The 20,018-nt window shown below is 36.5% G+C and carries 14 protein-coding genes; 6 read left to right on the top strand and 8 right to left on the bottom strand.

Annotation, left to right across the window (positions count from 1 at the left end; all coding sequences use genetic code 11):
• Window positions 1–4: 4 nt before the first annotated feature.
• The 4 genes from rfbA to tagD form a co-directional block, all read right to left on the bottom strand.
• The gene (rfbA, locus tag HOO54_RS19530; protein WP_172298206.1) at window positions 5–892 is read right to left on the bottom strand and encodes a glucose-1-phosphate thymidylyltransferase RfbA; all 888 of its coding nucleotides are present in this window, start codon (window positions 890–892) and stop codon (window positions 5–7) included.
• A 465-nt stretch (window positions 893–1,357) separates the two neighbouring features.
• Window positions 1,358–3,487, bottom strand: a complete 2,130-nt coding sequence (locus HOO54_RS19535) for a CDP-glycerol glycerophosphotransferase family protein (RefSeq protein ID WP_172298208.1) — start codon at window positions 3,485–3,487, stop codon at window positions 1,358–1,360.
• A gap of 83 nt (window positions 3,488–3,570) precedes the next feature.
• Window positions 3,571–5,574 carry an alpha-glucosyltransferase N-terminal domain-containing protein gene (locus HOO54_RS19540; protein WP_172298210.1) on the bottom strand — a complete coding sequence of 668 codons (2,004 nt, stop codon included), beginning with the start codon at window positions 5,572–5,574 and terminating at the stop codon, window positions 3,571–3,573.
• Between the two features lie 134 nt (window positions 5,575–5,708).
• Window positions 5,709–6,098 (bottom strand): glycerol-3-phosphate cytidylyltransferase, encoded by a 390-nt coding sequence (gene tagD, locus HOO54_RS19545; protein WP_172298212.1) that lies wholly within the window; start codon window positions 6,096–6,098, stop codon window positions 5,709–5,711.
• Window positions 6,099–6,492: 394 nt separating this feature from the next.
• Between tagD and HOO54_RS19550 the strand changes: the two genes are divergently transcribed.
• From HOO54_RS19550 to HOO54_RS24970, 6 genes are all read left to right on the top strand, one after another.
• Complete coding sequence (locus HOO54_RS19550; protein ID WP_172298214.1) at window positions 6,493–7,272, top strand: WecB/TagA/CpsF family glycosyltransferase; 780 nt, start codon at window positions 6,493–6,495, stop codon at window positions 7,270–7,272.
• A 20-nt stretch (window positions 7,273–7,292) separates the two neighbouring features.
• On the top strand, window positions 7,293–8,456 hold the full coding sequence (locus tag HOO54_RS19555) for a CDP-glycerol glycerophosphotransferase family protein (protein ID WP_172298216.1): 1,164 nt from the start codon (window positions 7,293–7,295) through the stop codon (window positions 8,454–8,456).
• Window positions 8,457–8,675: 219 nt separating this feature from the next.
• A complete protein-coding gene (locus HOO54_RS19560; protein WP_172298218.1) occupies window positions 8,676–9,389 on the top strand; it encodes an IspD/TarI family cytidylyltransferase in 714 nt (237 codons plus the stop codon).
• Entirely contained in the window at window positions 9,386–10,411 is a 1,026-nt protein-coding gene (locus tag HOO54_RS19565; protein WP_172298220.1) for a ribitol-5-phosphate dehydrogenase, read from the top strand. Before HOO54_RS19560 ends, HOO54_RS19565 begins: the two co-directional genes overlap by 4 nt.
• Before the next feature lie 3 nt (window positions 10,412–10,414).
• Window positions 10,415–11,659 carry a CDP-glycerol glycerophosphotransferase family protein gene (locus HOO54_RS19570; protein ID WP_309244889.1) on the top strand — a complete coding sequence of 415 codons (1,245 nt, stop codon included), beginning with the start codon at window positions 10,415–10,417 and terminating at the stop codon, window positions 11,657–11,659.
• On the top strand, window positions 11,601–13,457 hold the full coding sequence (locus HOO54_RS24970) for a CDP-glycerol glycerophosphotransferase family protein (RefSeq protein WP_309244890.1): 1,857 nt from the start codon (window positions 11,601–11,603) through the stop codon (window positions 13,455–13,457). The genes HOO54_RS19570 and HOO54_RS24970 overlap by 59 nt, the downstream gene beginning before the upstream one ends.
• 40 nt (window positions 13,458–13,497) lie before the next feature.
• Here HOO54_RS24970 and HOO54_RS19580 read toward each other — a convergent pair whose 3' ends face one another.
• The 4 genes from HOO54_RS19580 to HOO54_RS19595 all read right to left on the bottom strand — a co-directional run bounded on the left by HOO54_RS19580 (window position 13,498) and on the right by HOO54_RS19595 (window position 19,898).
• Window positions 13,498–16,107 carry a glucosaminidase domain-containing protein gene (locus HOO54_RS19580; RefSeq protein WP_172299737.1) on the bottom strand — a complete coding sequence of 870 codons (2,610 nt, stop codon included), beginning with the start codon at window positions 16,105–16,107 and terminating at the stop codon, window positions 13,498–13,500.
• Between the two features lie 129 nt (window positions 16,108–16,236).
• Window positions 16,237–17,187 carry a mannose-6-phosphate isomerase, class I gene (gene manA, locus HOO54_RS19585; protein ID WP_172298224.1) on the bottom strand — a complete coding sequence of 317 codons (951 nt, stop codon included), beginning with the start codon at window positions 17,185–17,187 and terminating at the stop codon, window positions 16,237–16,239.
• A 393-nt stretch (window positions 17,188–17,580) separates the two neighbouring features.
• Complete coding sequence (gene nrdG / locus HOO54_RS19590) at window positions 17,581–18,027, bottom strand: anaerobic ribonucleoside-triphosphate reductase activating protein (protein WP_172299738.1); 447 nt, start codon at window positions 18,025–18,027, stop codon at window positions 17,581–17,583.
• Window positions 18,024–19,898, bottom strand: a complete 1,875-nt coding sequence (locus HOO54_RS19595; protein WP_172298226.1) for an anaerobic ribonucleoside triphosphate reductase — start codon at window positions 19,896–19,898, stop codon at window positions 18,024–18,026. Before HOO54_RS19595 ends, nrdG begins: the two co-directional genes overlap by 4 nt.
• Window positions 19,899–20,018: the final 120 nt, after the last annotated feature.

Genomic DNA, 20,018 nt, shown 5'->3' on the forward strand with positions numbered 1-20,018 from the left:
CTCCTTAAACTAAATTAAAATTATCGTTATTTTCCAGAATTTTTAGTAAATATTTCCCGTATTCTGTCTTGCACAACGGTTCTGCAAGCCGTCTTAGTTCTTCAGCATTGATATAACCTTTTCTAAATGCAATCTCTTCAAGAGACGCAATATAAAGCCCTTGTCTATTTTGAACAGCTTCAACATAGTTGCTCGCTTCTAACAAACTTTTATGAGTACCTGTATCTAACCACGCCATCCCTCTTCCAATTAACTCAACTTTTAAGTTTCCCTTTTTTAAATAAGCTTCATTAATTGAACTGATCTCAAGCTCACCTCTGGCAGATGGCTGAATTGTTTTCGCTATTTCGACAACATGACGATCATAAAAATATAACCCCGGTACTGCATAATTTGATTTAGGATTCTCTGGTTTTTCTTCTATACCTAAGACATTTCCTTCACGATCAAACTCAACAACACCATAATCACTTGGATTTTTCACATAATAGCCAAAGATCAGTGCGCCTTCTTTCAAAGTAACAGCTTTTTCTAGAACTTCTGTAAAACCTTGTCCATAAAAGATATTGTCACCTAAAACAAGAGCAACATGATCATTTCCGATAAACTTTTCACCGATGATAAATGCATCAGCAAGCCCTCTAGGATGATCCTGAACCGCATAACTAAACGTGATTCCTAAATCTTCCCCAGTCCCAAGCAAATTTTTAAAGTATGGAATATCTCTTGATGTAGAAATGATCAAGATGTCTCTAATTCCGCTTAACATCAAGACTGATAAAGGATAGTAGATCATCGGTTTATCATAAACAGGCACCAATTGCTTGGAAACTCCTCTTGTGATTGGATAAAGTCTTGAACCTGTCCCTCCAGCCAGTACGATACCTTTCATTTTTTACCTCCTATTTATATATAAAAAGTAGTGTATTTATAAAAAAAGAAGTTACTCTTCAATCATATTTTTGATAATACTATACTATAAAAATATTAACACTGATTTTTCCAAAAATGAATCTCTAAATTTTGTAAATAATCACCGAAGTATATTGAGGAAAAACAAAATAGATCAACGGTTATTCTATGTGGTCATCTCTTTAACTGAAAATTTGAATGTTTCGCAGTGTATTAAATTGCAAAAATAATTCCCATGTTATAAAATAGAACAAAAGAACCATTAATAACTAACTCCGAGTAATAATAACATAGATATACCGGAAAGTTAAGTTCTTAATATAGAACAAAGATTACTTTTGAACCAAGTCTTTGGAATCATAAATTACTTTTAGAAATGATTTCATCATAAAAAAACCTGAATAAACACCTATTAAAGGTCTTCATTCAGGTTTTTATTCAGTCGTTATACTTTATCATTAAAAACTTCTTTGACAACTTTTTCGGTTGATTGACCCGTTTCTAGATAGCAAAACTTTTTATAAAACGGAGCAAATATTTGCGGGAGACGGTATTCCGGTGCTTCTGTCTCCCTGATTTTTCCGATCACTTCATCCGTCGTTTTCACTAATGGACCTGGTGCTTCGTTTTCAAAGTCAAAATAGAAACCGCGCAATTTGTCACGATATGTTTCAATGTCAGGAACATAGAAGATCATCGGCCTTTTCAAGTTGGCAAAATCAAAAAATACTGATGAATAATCTGTGATCAGTAAATCAGATACCATATAAAGTTCACGAATATCTTCATATGACGAAAAGTCGTAGGCAAAGCCTTTATATGGTTCAAGATCAAAGTTTTCTGCAACTAAATAGTGCATTCTTAATATGATCACATACTCGTCGCCAATCTCTTCTCTAAGCATGTCAAGGTCTAAATCCAGGTCAAACTTATATTTGCCTTTTTTGTAAAATTGATCGTCTCTCCATGTTGGTGCATATATGATCACTTTTTTATCAAGTGGAATCTGCATTTTTTCTTTTAAAGCCCCGACTGTATCAGGATTATTATCCGTGTGCAGAAAATCGTTTCGCGGATAGCCTGATTCAATCATCGTTTTATTAAACTGAAATGCCCTCGCAAAGATTTCAGTTGAATATGCATTCGGGGAAATCAGATAATCCCACTTGGCAGCTTCCGATGTGAAATTTTGTTTATATTTTTCTGTATTTGTACCAGGCATGTGCACTTCTTCCATATCAACAGCAAGCCGTTTAAGAGGTGTACCGTGCCATGTTTGCAAATATGTGGTGTGCTTCGGTTTTGGAATCCATAAAGGCAAGCGACTGTTTACAACCCAATATTCCGCTCTTGCCATCGCAAACAGCCATTTCATTGAGAACCTTCTAATATAAGGAATGCCTTTTTCCTCAAAGATGTCTGTGTAATCAGCGTTAACACTCCAATATAAATGATAATCAGGAAGATTCTTCTGCATATATTCATATATCGCTCTCGGATTACAGCTATACTGTTTACCGGCAAAGCTTTCAAAGATAACAGATTTTCTTTTGACAGGTAAGTGCCCAGCCAATCCAAACATGAAGTGATATCCTTTTTTTAATCCTTTATCGATCTTTTTCTTTACTTTCTTTTTCTTCTTGCGGAAAAATGAAACAAGCTTATTTCTTTTTCCCTTAACAAAATAAACAGCGCGTGTTTTCAACGAATAGTCATTCATTCTTAGACGCATATGTCTTTTTTTCTTACGAGGATAAATGTAAAAACGAGCAAGCCCTTTATTTGTTTGAAGAATCGTAAACTGGTTTGAATGATTTTTAAATTGAATCGCTTTGCTTCTTCTGATAAATGGTTCACCTGATTCAGAGTCTTCACCGATAAATTCAATATGAAATTGAAACAATCCAGGCATTATATTTTCTTCATATAGCTTTTTAATATCAATTTTTGCGATAAAACCGACATTTTCATCAGGTATGTCTTTCTGTTTGAAATCTTCTAAAGGATATTCAAATATTCTTGCTTCCGTTTGCTTGACTTCCTTTAAGATGAGCCGTCTCTTCTGTACTGATAAAGTTGCATCTTCATGCAGTAAAAATGCAAATCCCTTAATGGTTAATAATCCTTCTGGAGAGAGATGAAAATCGCTGACCTCTGCGACAGCTTTTTTTTGTAGAACCTTTAAAGAGAAATTGCCTTTTTTTGTTGTGTAAGGCAAAAAGAAAACACCTTTTCTCTCATCCCATTCCCAGGAAAGCTCGATTGGCTTATGTTCTGCTTTGATTCTTTTTCTAAGGAGATTGCCTTCTGAATTTTTGTAGGCTGCGTAGAAATCAAGGCATCCTTTATCACTGACATGATCTGCAATCTCATCTAAATTAATCGCCACTCTATACTGTTCCTTTTCGGATTCTATCTTTTCGCATGGGATTGTCAGTTCTTCTTTTGTTTTTCGATTAACTGCCAAAAGATTAATTTCTTCAGCAGATAATGAATTGTCTAAGGCAAACTCATACTGCCAATCCTTCATTTTTAGGTTTATTAAATTGCATCTTTTCGGAACTTCCTTCACCATAAAATAAGTCTACTCCTCTTTTTATTGAAAAATTGTCAAATGAATATACACATTATATCATCACTTTATGTTCTTTAGTGTGTTCACTTGTCCAATGTCCATGAATAATTACCCTTTACAGTAGTATACGGAGTCACTTGATACTCATCCACTGAAAATAGCGGAGCCATCTCTGTTTGTTGAACAAATAATCGTTTTAAAACTTTAACATCGTTCTCATTCATAACTTCCAAATAAAAATCAACAGTTTTCACTTGATTTTTTCTGACCTTTTCAAGATGGATATCTTGATGATAGCGAATATTAAACCGTTTTGTCTCATCATCTGAAACTGCTTGATCCAAAGGTGCTAACACGATTTGTGCTTTGCTTTTTCTGTCCAGACCAATTAATGTGACAGTAACCTTTTCATCAATTTTAGTTGGCGCGTGAACTTGTATGGTGAGCATTTCTGAATCTTGCTGCTCAGACTCTATTGCAAATGGAAGACTGCTTGTTAATGTCTTCGACAGCTCCCGTTTTTCTTCTTTCATTGCTATCATGTTTTGAAGTGCAGATGACCAATGCTCTAAGTAATGGACTGGCAAGTATTTTTTTGCCGTTTCAAAAGCATGAAGTGAAAATTGTTCACGAAGTTGTTCATTTTTCATTAGTAAAATAATTTTTTCAGCAAGCTGTTCAATATGATACATTTCAACAACAAAGCCGTTTTGATTATCACTGACAAGGCTTCTGGCACCGTAATCATAGTCATAGGTCACAACTGGACAGCCATTGCTGAGCGCCTCCATATTTGAAAGCCCAAACCCTTCAAAGTGAGAAGTCGAAATTGTAAGCCATGCTTTTTGAAATTCGTTACTCGGATTTTGTGTATACCCTTTTAGAAAAACATTGTTTTGCAATTGGCATTTTTCAATTTCAGCTTTAATTTTATTTTCTTCTTCACCAGAACCGTAAATCTCTAATTTTGCCTCTGGAATTTGTTTGACGACAAGTTGAAAGGCTTTGACCGCATCAATCAAATTTTTCATCGGAGCTAATTTTGAAATAATAACAGCTTTATACTTTTCACTTGGCACTTTTAAGACTGCTTCATCAAGGGGCTTATCAAGTGCATGCGGCGTAAAGAAAAATGTTTCTTGCTCCCCAGTGATCAGTTTAAAATCCTGCAACTGCTCTTCAGTAATGAAAAACAGTGCATCTAACTGATGCAATTGATTAAAGAGTTCTTTATAACGACCTTTAATTTGGAACTTAGTTTTTCCATAATGTTTGTTGTGAATAATCGCGGCATAATATGTAGACGCAGCTTTTTTGACTTTGAAAACGTTCTGGTCCTGTAGGCGACTATCGACGAGGAACAATTTAGGACGTTCTGAATCGGTTTGAAGAACTTCAATCCAGTACCGCCTTATGTCAAATTCGTCGTAAAATTGTAATGTACCTTTATCTGAATGCCAATTAAAGCAAACATCTTGATTTGAATAATCTTTTTCTAAATAAATGATATTATCTTCATTGACAAATGCCTGCAGATACATTTGATTTGTTTCAGTATTAAAATAATTGATAAGCAATAAAGCACCGCTTTTTGTGTATTCTTCTCTTTTATAGTGCTTTTTTTCATCACTATAATAATCTACAAAACGAATAGACTGCTTATCTTCATAGTAAGTGATTTCAAGAGTATTTTCTCTCCGACCAAACAGTTTTCCTAGCTGTTTCATGAATGGGCTTCGGCTTGCTTGCTTTTTAATTTCTTGCAAACTGATTCTTTCTGAATATGGCTGGCCATTTGTGCGTTTACTTAGAAAATCATCATACATATTGATCACTTTTGTAAATTTCGGATCAATTTTCTGCTGATCATAAAAACTGCTTTTTTTAGCCGAAAATTCTTTGTCAAAACGAAATGTTAAAAAAAATGTAGGAATATTGCAGCCTTCTCCAAATAGTTTGGACCGCAATAACAAAGATTTTGTTAGTCCTCCATAATGATCCGGAATAAGACCAGAAATAAAATAATATTCCATGTCAGGGAATTTCAATCCTTTAAGTTGTTCTTGCTGAACTGGATAACCGGACATATTTTTCTTCCTTTCCTGAGTAGGATAACACTCGCAATTTATATTCACAACTTAGCAAAATATTGATTTAAGAATCAAAAAATACTTCTTACCTCTGTAAGAAGTACTTTTTAAAAATAAGCATTAAAACCGTTTTACAAACCGGCGATTTCTTCTTTAATCTTGGTTGTTGAAATCCCTTCAGTTCTTGGAAGATAGACAACCTCGCAATAATCTTTTAAGAAGTCAAACTTCCCTTCCCAGTCATCTCCCATGACAAAAACGTCAATATCATGGTTGACCACGTCTTGGACTTTCTGATCCCAAGTTTTCTCCGGAATGACTTCGTCTACATAACGAATCGTTTCCAAGATGAGCTTACGATGCTCATAGCTGTGATACGCTTTTTTCTGTTTTTGAAGGTTGAATTCATCCGTGGAAATCGCTACAACAAGATAATCACCTAACTGTTTAGCTCGTTCCAATAGTTTAATATGTCCCCAATGCAATAAATCAAACGTTCCATATGTGATGACTTTCTTCATTGTAGAAATCATTCTCCTTTCTAAGAGCATCTTTAAAGGCTCATCAATAAACTTTATTTAACGAACAAATTGTCCATTTTCTTTATCAAAAATTAATATGAACTTTACACATAATACCACTGATCATAAATTATAACACATTGATTAACATTCGTTAAGTTCTATAACAGTGAACAATTTTCCATTCTTTGAAGATATCGAGTTAAAGCTTGATAACTCTTATTGTTTCAAATAGTAAATTTTCTTAATCTGCTGTAAAGATATTGTTAAGCTTTTATGAAAGATCTATGCTAAAATATACGTTAGACCAATAGATTTTACGTCTTGTCTATTACACTTGCAAATTAAAATTTTTTGTCATATATTTATATTTTTTGGAAGGAGGAATACCATTATGTTACCAACAGAAAAGATACAAAACCTTGCTTTTGTAAATGGAGATTTAACAGGTTTTATCAATCACCTTGAAGAAACCTTTATCAATCGAAGTACAGGCGCATATATCGCAACGGTAAACCCGGAAATTGGATATGCAGCTGCCAAGGATAAAGATTACTTTCAGACGGTTTCTTCGGCTGATTTTATCCTGCCTGATGGTATCGGCATCGTCCTGACTTCAAGGCTAACACATCATCGGCTAAAATCCCGGATCGCAGGGTATGATGTATTTATCAATTTGCTTGGCATTGCCAACCAAAAAAAGAAAAAGGTCTTTTTATTCGGTGCTAAACCGGATGTCATTCAAGCCGCGGCTGAGCGAATCTCACATGAGTATCCGAATATCGAGCTCGTCGGATATTCAGACGGTTATGTTAAAGACAGAGAATCCGTTGCCCTGCAAATCGCCCAAACCAACCCTGACATGGTTTTTGTTGCTCTGGGCTGCCCGCATCAAGAAAAGTTCATTTATGAGCATAAACACTTATTTCCACAAGCAATTGCAATCGGAGTTGGCGGAAGTTTTGACGTGTTTAGCGGAACTGTCAAAAGAGCACCTAAAATATTGATCAAACTAAATCTTGAGTGGTTGTATCGGTTAATGACAAACCCTTCGAGATGGAGAAGGATGTTGAATATCCCCAAATATGTCTTTTCTGTCTTGAAAGAGGAAAAGTTGCAAAAACAGCCTTTACTTTCTGAACCGATAAAAGAACAGTCTAAAATTGATGCATAGAAAAGAGATAGGATAACAGTATGAATATACGCTCATTATTGACTATGGTTTATTCAGTCGGCCTTTCTTTGATCGGCTTTATGTTTAAATGGGTGAAACCGCGAGATAAAGCTGTTCTTCTCGTTTCGTTTCCAGACAATGCAAGAGCATTGCTAAAAGAATATGAGAACTCAGAAAAACCTTTTGATCTAGAAGTGCTTTATACAAGGCATGCGATTCCTCTTAAGAGGGAATATCCATCTGTTAAAGCAAAAGTGATCAATGAAAAAAATCCGTTTCATCTCATTCAGGCTGTTTACAGGATGTTTAGTAGCAAATTTGTGATTTGCGATAATTATTTTTTATTAACAAGTACGCTAAACAATCGGTCTCAGACAATATGTATCCAGGTTTGGCATGCAAATGGGGCATTGAAGAAATTCGGTCTTGAAGATGTAACCAATCAACAGCGACATCCGCGGGATATCAAAAGATTTAAACAAGTATATCGTTCATTTGACTATGTTGTTGTCGGGTCTGATAAGATGGCCGATATTTTCAAGCGGTCATTCGGCATTAAAGATGATCAGCAATTTTTACGGACTGGTGTCCCTTTAACAGATCAATATTTTCAAGTACCACAATCTGTTTCATGTCCCAACAAAAAAATCATTCTCTATGCACCGACATACAGAGACTTTAATATTGAAAATATCACTCTCCCTTTTTCAAAAAAACAGCTTTCTGAAGACTTGAAGGGGGAATTTTTACTTCACGTGAAACTTCATCCTGCCGTGCGCCGTCATATCAGATTAGATGGGCTAGAAGGCTTTGTTAAAGATGTCTCAGATCTTCCTTTAGAAGAGTTGCTATATAAAAGTGATATTCTGATTTCCGATTATTCTTCAGTTGCGTTTGAATATGCCTTATTTCATAAACCGATGCTTTTTTTCACATATGATATTGAGGAATATGATGAAAAACGGGGATTAATCGATCATTATGAATCAGTGATACCGGGGAAAGCCTGCAAGAGCAGCGAGATGCTTCTAAAGGAGCTGAAACATCTCCATCTAAAAGATGATAAGACCAAACAGTTTGCAGAGGAATGGAATCAATATTCACAAGGCGATGCAAGCCGGCGGCTATTGGAGTTTGTCAGCCAGCAAATCCATGCCGGGTGCAAGCGCACTGATTCTGTATGATTTTTTTGGAAAGTTTGTAAAAATAGAACGTTCATATGTTAGAATAGGACTATATAAAAATAGCCCTTATGACTGAGTCTTTAAAACATTTTCTATTGATCTGAAGCTGATCAACAGGTTCAGTGAATTGGCATGCTCTGGCTTGAACAAGAGCGTTTTTTTGCGTGCTACTGAACCATTCTTATTTCGAATATGAATGTTAAAAGGAAGGAGTATTTTATGATCTACGCTGAGATTTTAGCCGGAGGTAAAGGTTCTCGAATGGGAAATGTGAATATGCCAAAGCAGTTCCTTTCCTTAAACAAGAGACCGATTATCATCCATACTGTTGAGAAATTTCTACTAAACGACCGCTTTGATAAAATTTTAATTGTCTCACCTAAAGAATGGATTAATCATACTAAAGATATACTGAAGAAATTTATTGGAGTAGACAGCCGTCTTATTGTTGTTGAGGGTGGAAGTGACCGCAATGAGTCCATTATGAATGGAATCCGCCACATCGATAAAGAATTCGGCATTCAAGATGATGACATTATTGTCACACATGACTCTGTACGCCCATTTTTAACCCATCGGATTATTGAGGATAACATCAATGCAGCCCTACAGTATGATGCAGTTGACACTGTGATTGCTGCTATCGATACAATCATTGCTTCCGAAGATAAGGAATTTATTTCAGAGATTCCTGTTCGGGATACAATGTATCAAGGTCAGACCCCTCAAAGTTTCCGCATCAAAAGATTAGTTGAGTTGTACGAGCAGTTGTCAGATCAACAAAAATCAGTATTGACTGATGCTTGCAAAATCTGTTCATTAGCCGGAGAAAAAGTCAAGTTGGTACGCGGAGAAGTCTTTAATATTAAAGTGACGACACCATATGATTTAAAAGTTGCGAATGCTATCTTACAGGAGCGAATTTCCCAATGATTAATCAAACGTATCGTCTAGTTTCACCTCGTCAGTTTGAAGTGACTTACAAAGATAAAATGATTAATGCGAATAAAGTTGTCGTCCGGCCCACACATCTGTCAATTTGTGCAGCTGACCAGCGCTATTACACAGGTTCCCGTGGTAAAGAAGTCATGGACAAAAAATTGCCAATGGCACTTATCCATGAAGGAATCGGTAAAGTCATGCATGACCCGACAGGTCATTTTAAGGTGGGAGACCGGGTGGTATTGGTCCCAAACACTCCTACAGAACGGCATGAAATTATTGCAGAGAATTACTTGCGCTCCAGCCGTTTTCGTTCTAGCGGATATGACGGTTTTATGCAGGATTATATGTTCATGGATCCAGATCGATTAGTCTTACTTCCAGACAGCTTAAATCCAAAGGTAGCCGCTTTTACAGAATTGATCACAATTACGATGCATGCGATCAGTCGTTTTGAAAGAATCGCACACCAAAAACGCGATATATTTGGTGTATGGGGAGACGGTAATTTAGGGTTTATCACTTCGTTAATTCTTAAAAAACGCTATCCAAACAGCAAAGTGTTTATTTTCGGAAAAACTTCATATAAGCTTGAACACTTTTCTTTTGTTGATGCTGCATATCAAATTAACGATATCCCTGCTGATATCTTAGTTGACCATGCATTTGAATGTGTCGGTGGCCGCGGCAGCGAAAGTGCGATTGAGCAAATGATTGATCATGTTCAACCTGAAGCATGTCTCGCCTTGCTCGGCGTATCAGAGTATCCGGTCGAAATCGAAACAAGAATGGTTCTGGAAAAAGGAATTACATTGATTGGAAGCAGCCGCAGCGGACGGGAAGACTTCGTCCGTACAGTTAACTTTTTAGCAGAATACCCTGAAGTCGCTGACTATTTGGAGACGCTCATAGGGGGATGTTATCCTGTTCGCAGTATTGAAGATATCACGAATGTGTTTGAAGCAGATTTAACATCTTCATGGGGTAAAACTGTCATTGAGTGGGAAATTTAAAAAGTGAAAAACGGTTTAACCTATGCAGTAAAATTACTGTTTCGTTTGACTTACAGTTTATTAGTGATGCTTTTTCCAGTTAATCAACGCAAAGTTGTGATCGCTTCCTACCGGGAAGAAAAAATGAGTGACAATTTCAAGTGGGTCTATGACCAATTGAGTCAAGACTCCTCTCTACATTTTACACTGTTGTTCAAAAAGATGGACAGCGGACTGCTCGGCAAATTCAAATATTTTTGCCATTTACTTAGCTCTCTTTACCATATCGCAACATGCCGAATGTTGTTGCTTGATGATTTTTATTTTCCTTTATATGTTATCAAAAAACGAAAAGAAACGATCAGCATTCAGCTTTGGCATGCTTGCGGGGCTTTTAAAAAATTCGGATACAGTTTGAAGGACAAACCATCTGGACCATCATCTGCTTACTTAAAAATCGTTCCGGTTCATTCCAATTATGATTATGCGATTGTCAGTTCACCGGCCGCTGTTTCTCATTTTTCTGAGGCTTTTCATATGTCTGAAGAAAGAGTTTTATCACTTGGAGTCCCGCGAACCGATTATTTTTATGACAAGGCTCGCCTCCAGTCGCTCAAAACTGATTTTGAGAAAGCTTATCCATCTCTTAAAGGAAAGAAAAAGTTATTATATGCCCCGACTTTTCGTGGAAGCGGGCATGATCAAGTAAACGAATCACTTCCTTTAAACCTGGACGAATTAAAACAAGCATTACATCAAGAGGATTATGTGGTAATGATTCATCTGCATCCATATTTGCGTCATCATCTGCAAATAAAAAAAGATGATTTTGTGATCGATTTTGGGGATCAATATTCATTATACGATCTTATGGCATTATCAGATGCCTTAATTACTGACTATTCATCGGTCATTTTTGAATACAGTATTCTTCAGCGACCGATATATTTTTATTGTCCTGATCTCGAAGATTACTTAAAGGAACGTGACTTTTATTATCCTTTTGAATCATTCGTCCCAGGGCCTATTTCAAAAAGTGTGACAGCATTGGCTGAAGACATTACCCGCTTTCAAAATCCTGATACGAAAAAGATTAAGGACTTTTCAAATACATTTATCGTTCATCAAGATGGCCAATCTTCTAAGCGGGTGGCTGATTTTGTCCAATCCTTTATAACCAGGACGAATGAGGAGAAAGAGAGGTATAATCGTGAAGAAGTTAGCGAGAAAAGTGAAGAACAAAATATTCCGCAAAAGAAACAACCGTAATCAGCAAGAACCTGAGCTTAAACAAGATAAAGTTTATTCACTTTTTGATAGAACAAAAGTCATTAAAGAAAATCAACAGGTTCCTGTTCGAAAAATTTCAAAATTTTCTTGGAATGGTTCAATATTGAATATTTCTGGTTACATTTATATAAAGGGTTTGCCATTATTAAAAGAGGATCAAGTCCGAAAAAGACTCCTTCTTGTAAGCAATGGCTATCTTTTTAAAGCTGTATCATTGCGTGATTGTCCCTTAAGTAAAACGGCAAATCCCGCTGATATTCATGAGAAAATGCTGAAAGATTACAAATGGGCAGGCTTTGAACAGCAAATTAATTTTTCTACACTTGTCAATGATAAACCGATTCCAACAGGAGAATATAAACTTTTCCTAGAAATTGAAGTCGTCGATGATCAAAATGTGAAACATCAAGAAGTTCATACTGTTGGAAATGTCAGCAAGTTTTTGAAGAATGACGTTTACTCTACAAAAATGGAATTTCACTCAGCTAGAAAATTGATGAAATTTAATCTGATTGTGAATTATGATGAAGATGAGAAAACGATTAATTTATCGAGCCACAAGCTCCAAGAAATTGATCCAGCCCTGTTAGAATTGGATACTGGGAAAGAGGCAAACCGCTTCCTTCGTAAGCTGAATACATGGATTTTCAATCTAGCTTACCGAATGTTCTGTCTCCTTCCAATTCAAGCGAACAAAATTGTGTTTGCATCTGACAGTCGTGTTGATTTATCAGGAAACTTTGAGTTTGTTTATGAAGATCTCTTAAAACGAAATGATGACTTTGATTTTAAGTTTTTCTTAAAAGGAAGTATCCGTAACCGAAAAAGTTTATTTGAGTTAATATCAATGGCTCGTCATTTTGCAACAAGCAAAATGATTTTCCTTGATGACTTCTATCCTTTAATATATCCGTTGAAAATTCGGAAAGACGCAGAGCTTGTTCAGCTTTGGCATGCGGTCGGAGCTTTTAAAACATTCGGATACAGCAGGATCGGGCTCCCTGGAGGACCATCTCCTTTTTCAAAAAACCATAAAAACTATACAAAAGTCATCGTCAGCTCTGAAAATATTCGCAAACATTATGCTGAAGGGTTCGGTGTGGATATCGATAATGTGATTGCAACCGGTATTCCTAGAACAGATTTCTTTTTTGACGAGGCAAAAAAAGCCTTTGTGAAAGAGCGGCTTTATAAAGAGTTTCCTTTTCTTAAACATAAAAAAGTGATCTTGTTTGCACCAACATTTCGGGGCAATGGTCAACAATCAGCCTATTATCCATTCGATGTACTGAACTTTGATCAGTTGTATCAAGAATTAAAAGATGAATATATCTTTTTGTTTAAAATCCATCCGTTTGTTAAAAATGATATTAATATTTCTTATCAATACAGTGATTTTTACTATGATTTCTCATCATTTAGAGAAATTAATGAGTTGCTGTTGGTGACAGATATTCTTGTAACCGATTATTCATCTGTTTGCTTTGAGTACGCTTTACTGAACAAACCGATGATTTTCTTCAGCTATGATGTTGATGATTACATTCGCAAACGTGATTTTTACTATGATTATTTTTCATTTATTCCAGGACCGCTTGCCAAAACAACAGAACAAATGATTTCAATTATTCAGAAGCAAGATTATAATTTCGAAAAAATTGATTCCTTTGTTCGCTATTTCTTTGATGATCTCGATGGAAAGGCAAGCGAACGCGTGATTGATCAAATTGTCTATCAGACAGATGAAGACCAAACTTTTGAGGGCAAATCATGCTAGACAGACTAAGAGACTCGGAAAACCGAGTCTCTTTTAGTATTTAGCGATAAACAGGAATATCGTAATACAACGTGTAGTTGTCAAGCATTGTGTAAAGGCTGTACATTCTTCCCACCTGTTTGTAAGCCCAGCCAACATCTGTTGCATATTGATGAATCGCATTTGCCGACCATCTCATTTTATAAAGAGTGTCTTGCTGATAGGTCTGGTGGTGAATGTATTTTTCCCCAATAAATTTAGCTCCGCCAATAATTGCAGCTTCTGGAGTAAACCAACCTTGTTCATAGGCATATTTTGCACCAAGGTAGAGAGGATTACTGTCATAAGCCCCAACACCGTACATATTGTAAACAATTCGTCCATTATAGAGCGTCCCCTTCGCCAAGGCAGAAGTTCCATTTCCTGTTTCAAGTAGTGCATGGGCAATCAGATATAGCTCATTGATTCGATATTGAGTAGCCGCATTTATAAAGGCTTGACCCCTTCCAATTAGGTTTCCTTTATTATAAAGAATTTTTTCGTTTACTTCTGCTGCATTCAAACCAGCTGTTTCTGAAAGCTTTAAAAATTGGAAATAGGCTTGACTGTCTTGGGTAAAGTTTTTCGGATTTACATAGTGCTCAACTTCTTCTCTGCTGGCATTTCTCCAATTCATTCGAATTTTGCCCCAGCCATTTTCCTGTGAGATCACATTAACCTTATCACCTTTTTTCAATTGACCAATAATATTACCGCTACTTATGGTATTAGGGCTTGATCTAACATTCAGCACATCAGCCGTTACAGTTTGATTTGTCATGTCGATATAAGTTAATGAAACATATGCAGGAGAATCTGTTTGCGGGCTGACTTTCATTTGTTTATCGATCATATTATTCAGTGTAATCCCATAATCAGTCGTCATGATTTGTGGACCGTTTTTAATTTTAATGATAGTTGCGGACCAGCCATAATTGGTTTTAAGCTTTTGGACCGCTGCTTCTGCTTGACTATAGCCTGTAAATTCTTCATTGATGATGATTGAAAAAAGTTCAGGTGTTTTCGTGTGATAGGAAGCACTTATTGCGTTTTTCTTGAAAAAATTCACGCCCTTGTCAAGATCTGTTTTGCTTAAAATCGGGCTTGTTGTGATCTTGTACAATTTGTAGCCAGATTGTCCAGTTAACTGCGTTTCACCCGCGATATGTCTCGCACTGAAAAATGCGAGGGCTTGATTTAATTTTTCTTGACTGAGTGAAGCTTCAGATTTCAGCTTGTAATGTCCGTAAAATTGACCCGTTTTAACAGTCGTTGCTTGAAGACCATTTGTTTGGAAAAAACCTAATGCTTTTGTGATTTCACTCTCTTGAAAAACAGCTTCAGATGTCAGTCGAAACTGGCTGTATACCTTCTTCCCTGTTGGTGCAGCAGTCCCTGTTATACCATTTTTCTTAAAGAAGTTGAGCCCTTTTGAAATTTGATTTTGTTCTTTTGTTTCGCCGGAGACAATCCGATACCGGTAGCTAGTCAAACGCCCTGCGGTTGGAGTTGACGCTTTCACTTTTTTATTTTTGAAAAATTGAACACCCTTCTTCAATTTATATTGATCTGTTAATGAAGAAGAAACAATTCGGTAAGTGGTTTGTTTTTTTCCAGCGCTTGTCTTGTTATAACGCCATTTTTTCTTTTTAAAAAACGCGTTCATTTTATTAAGGTTTTGTTTGTTAAGGTTTCTCATGTTTAACATCCAGTATCGCTTTCCTCTCACTTTTGTAACACTTGAGGAAATGCCTGTGCTGCGTTTGAGCTGACTGGCAGCCGTTTTTGCACTGCGATTGTCTTTAAAATAGCCTGACTTTACATTGTAAAATGGTTCACGTTGACCAATCGGCTGGTAAGAGCTTTGGATTTTCAGTTGTTTTTTAAACTGATTTAACATGTTCTTAACGTTTGCTTCACCTTTGATCGTACCGGTAACGATTTTATATTGAACTTGTTGTTTTTTGACCGATTGAACTGAGCCAGTAAGAGCAGTCTCTTTTTTAAATTGTGAAAGTAGACTTTTTGCCTTACTTTGACTATCAATTTCCTTTGATAACAACTTAACAATACTTTGACCTGTTCCATATGGACTGTATGTTCCTTTTAATCCAGTCGCATTTTCAAACAGAGCCAATGTCGATTTTGCTTTCGCTTCACCTGTTATGACTCCTGAGACCACTTTTACATACGGTTCTTGTTTTGTTATCATGTATGAAGCTTTCAAACCAGTCTCTTTTCCAAATTGGCTAACGAGTTCTTTTGCTTTTGCTTCTCCAACAAATTCACTTGAAATCGCTATTGCATAGGGCTCACGCTGACCGAGTGGACTGTATGTTCCTTTCAAACCTGTTTCTTTTCCAAGTTGAAGGAGGAGATTATTTGCTGTGCTTTCCCCTTCAATATCACCTGTGACAATTTCATATGTTGTACCGCTTTTTACTTTATACTTTGCTTGCCAGCCCGTTTCTGCTTTTAATTTCTCGACAGCCTTAGCCGCCTCACTTTCACTTAAAAATACTTGTGAAGTGTCGATTTTATAGACGGAAGTATCCGTATATGATGCAAATGAAGGATTTGCAGGCACTGTCATTTGAATGATCAGTAGAATGACAGTAAATAAACTAAACATCTTGATTTGTTTAAACACTTTTTTCTCCCCCGATCTCAGCCTCCCAATTTTTTAATCTTGCTTTCTCTTTTTATCGTCATCACAACAAAAAAGCTTAATGACCCTTTTGCGGATCATTAAGCTTTTTGATTAAATGTGTGAAACAATAAGTTCACATTTCCCTTCAAGCTTAAAGGCATTCGCTTCAGCCGGCAAAATAAAATTTGTCCCTTTTTGGATTGAGAATGTTGTATCTCCTTGGATCAGCTTAGCTTCACCCTCAATCACACTACATAAGAGGAACGGCGCAGTTTGTGTAAGCTCAGCAAGACCGTCAACCTTCCAATTATACACTGAGAAATACTCCGCTTCTACAAGTGTTTTCATCGTGATTCCTTGTCGGATTTCTGTTGATTGATTAGCGTGTCCGTCAACATGTGGAACGGTTGTTACATCAATAGCTTGTGTAAGGTGTAGTTCGCGTTTCTCTCCGTTCTGATCTGTTCGATCATAATCATATACCCGATAGGTTGTATCAGAACTTTGCTGAGTTTCGAGAACAAGCGTACCTTCACAAAGAGCGTGAATAGTTCCGCTTGGCACATAATAAAAATCACCCGGTTTGATTTTAATTTTTCTTAAGAGGCCATCCCAATCTCCGCTATTCACCATTGTGACAAGCTCTGACTTTGTTCTCGCCATATGACCATAAACTAATTCCGCATCTTCTTGACAATCAATAATATACCAACATTCAGTCTTTCCAAGTTCACCATTCTCGTGCTCTCTTGCATAGGTATCATCAGGATGCACTTGTACGGAAAGGTCTTGATTAGCATCAAGAATTTTTGTTAACAAGGGAAAACGGTCTCCTTCAACACCACCAAACAATTCCCGATGATCCTTCCATAGTTGTGCAAGTGTTTTTCCTTGATAAGGTCCTGACGCGACAACATTCGGACCATGTGGATGGGCGGAAATCGCCCAACATTCACCAGTTTTATCAGAAGGGATGTCATATCCGAATTGATCCCTTAAAGCCGTTCCTCCCCAAATTCTTTCTTTAAATTCAGGTCGTAAAAATATCGGTGCTTTTGTCATGAAGCACTCTCCTTCCATTGTCTGATTTTCAGGAGTTAAAACGCTTTCTTTTATTCCAATCTAGCTTTTCATATTTATTATGAACTTATCTGAAAAGAAGTCAACCTGCTCGAGAGTCTGTGGGACAGTAAAAATATTAACCTTTTAATAAAAGAATCAAAACACTCAAGTAGTGTGGATGAATAAATATGGGGGATTTGCTCGGTTTCCGCAGGAGTCTCGCAAATCCCCCTGATTCACGTTGATAAAGGACTTTTTAGACAGCCCCATCTTTCAAATTCTTCTAGTCGATTATAGCCCGCCATCCGACTCCATTCCTTTTTAGTGCCTTTACTAAATTAACTGAAAAGAAAAGGGTATCCCAAAATGAGAATACCCTTAAAACGCTCTGCTTTATGCTAATTTAATAATTTTCTGGTTAGAACTACCTCTATAAAGCAATGTCAAATCACGTTTATCAATTTCAAATCGACCATCGACTAAGACATCACAATAAGGTAATAATGCACGATGTTTCTCATTGTTTAAAATTTGTTCATACGTAAAGCCACTGTACAGCCAAATATCTTTTTCTGAATGCTGTTTAATTTTCTTAGATAATTCAATTAGCTCATCAACATGTAAGAGAGGTTCTCCTCCTGAATAGGTTACATTTGTGAGCGGGTTTTTCATGATTTCCCCAAACACTTCATCTACACTCATGTCAAACCCATTATTGATATTCCAGCTTTGTTTATTGTGACAGCCTTCACACATATGAGGGCAGCCCGCTAAGAAAACAACGGTTCTTAAGCCCTCCCCATCTACGATGCTGTCATGTATGATATTCATCACTTTCATAGGTGCTTCACTCGGTCCTTTTCTTCCTGTCTTTTGGCGGAATTCCATTTTGACATGTCTCCAACTAAATAGCCGGTAATCCGTCGAATCCGTTCAATTAATGCTTCATCTTTGTTTTTGCATTGTGGGCATTCATTATCAATAATGCCGGTAAATCCACAACTCCTGCAATGATCAACGGGATGATTAATTGATGAATATCCCATCCCTTCTTGACGCATAGCATTAACAAGCATGTCCATCGCTTTAATGTTTTTCTTCGGATCTCCATCAAGCTCAATATAACTGATGTGTCCACCATTGCACATCAGATGAAAAGGAGCTTCTCTTCTGATCTTTTCAAAGGCCGTGATCTTATAATGAACAGGAATATGGAATGAATTCGTGTAATAGATCCGGTCTGTAATATTTGGCAGGGAGCCAAATTGAATTTTGTCTTTTTTTACAAATTTCCCCGATAATCCTTCAGCAGGTGTTGCAATTAATGAGAAATTCAACTTATGTTCCTCTATTGCTTGATCTGCTCGATCTCTCATCATCTGAATAATTCTTTTTCCTAATTCGAATGCTTCATCGCTCTCTCCATGGTGTTTACCGATCAAAGCTGTTAAAGCCTCAGCCAATCCGATAAATCCGATGCTTAATGTGCCGTGTTTTAAAATGTCTTCTAGTGTATCATCTGGTTCTAATTGGTCACTTTCATGCCAAATATGTTGTGAATAGAGGAATTTAAAGTCTTTTGCTCTTTTCTTGCATTGAAAAGCGTACCTTTCTAATAATTGCTCAATCGTTAAATCAATATAATGATTTAATGATTCAAAAAATTGTTCGGTATTTTCACTCAATAATGCAATTTTAACAATATTAATGGAGGTAAATGATAGATTCCCTCGACCAATCGAGTTTTCTTCCCCATTAATATTAGACATCACGCGTGTTCTGCATCCCATATAAGCAATTTCACTTTCCGGTGTCCCATTGTAAAAAGGTTTGTTCACAGGGGAATCAATAAAGCTAAAATTTGGGAACAATCTTTCGGCACTCGTTTCTAACGCTAGTTTGTATAAATCATAGTTTTTGTCTGTCTCGTAAACATTAATTCCTTCTTTCATTTTGAAAATCTGAATTGGGAATATTGGTGTTTCGCCTTTACCAAGACCAGCTTTTGTCGCTTTCAGTACATTTTCAATCAGCATACGACCTTCTTTTGAGGTATCAGTTCCATAGTTTATCGATACAAATGGAACTTGACCGCCTCCTCTTGAATGCATGCTGTTTGCATTATGTATGAAAGCTTCACAGGCCTGATATGTTGAGCGATCAGTCTCTTGCCATGCTCTTTCAATGATTTCTTCTTCTGTTAATGTAGTTGGATATTCTTTGATCCGCTTCAAATGTTTTTCAAATGTTTTGTGAACATATGGTGCCAAATCATAGTCAAACATCGGAAATGACTGGCCTCCATGCTGCATATTTTGATTTGATTGAAAAATGATAGATGCCAAAGACATTGCGCTCATAATATCTTTCGGTTCTCTTAATGAACCATGACCCGTATGAAACCCATCTTTAAGTAATTTTCCTAATGGAATTTGACAACAAGTCGTTGTCCCGCTAGCCATAAAATCCAAATCGTGCGGATATAAAAAGTTATCATCAATTGCTTGCTTAATTTCTGGAGACATAAGATAATGAAGTGCATAATGTCTTGCACTTTCAGATGCAAATCTGCTCATCTGCCCCATTGGAGAACGGCCATCTACATTTGCGTTTTCCTGCATAATATCGTGGTTTCCATATCCCACAATCTCATGAAATGTCTCTGTTAATTGTGATAATTTATCTTCTTGCTCTTTTATGCTCAATGCCATCCTGACCTCTCCTATCAATGCCATATATTGTGTCTATTTTATTTAAAAACACTATATATAGATATTAGCACAAATTTTATTTTTTGAATTTATCAATTTAGTGACCATTATGTGAATATA

The organism is Bacillus sp. WMMC1349 (assembly GCF_013155385.1).
Lineage (GTDB): Bacteria > Bacillota > Bacilli > Bacillales > Bacillaceae > Bacillus.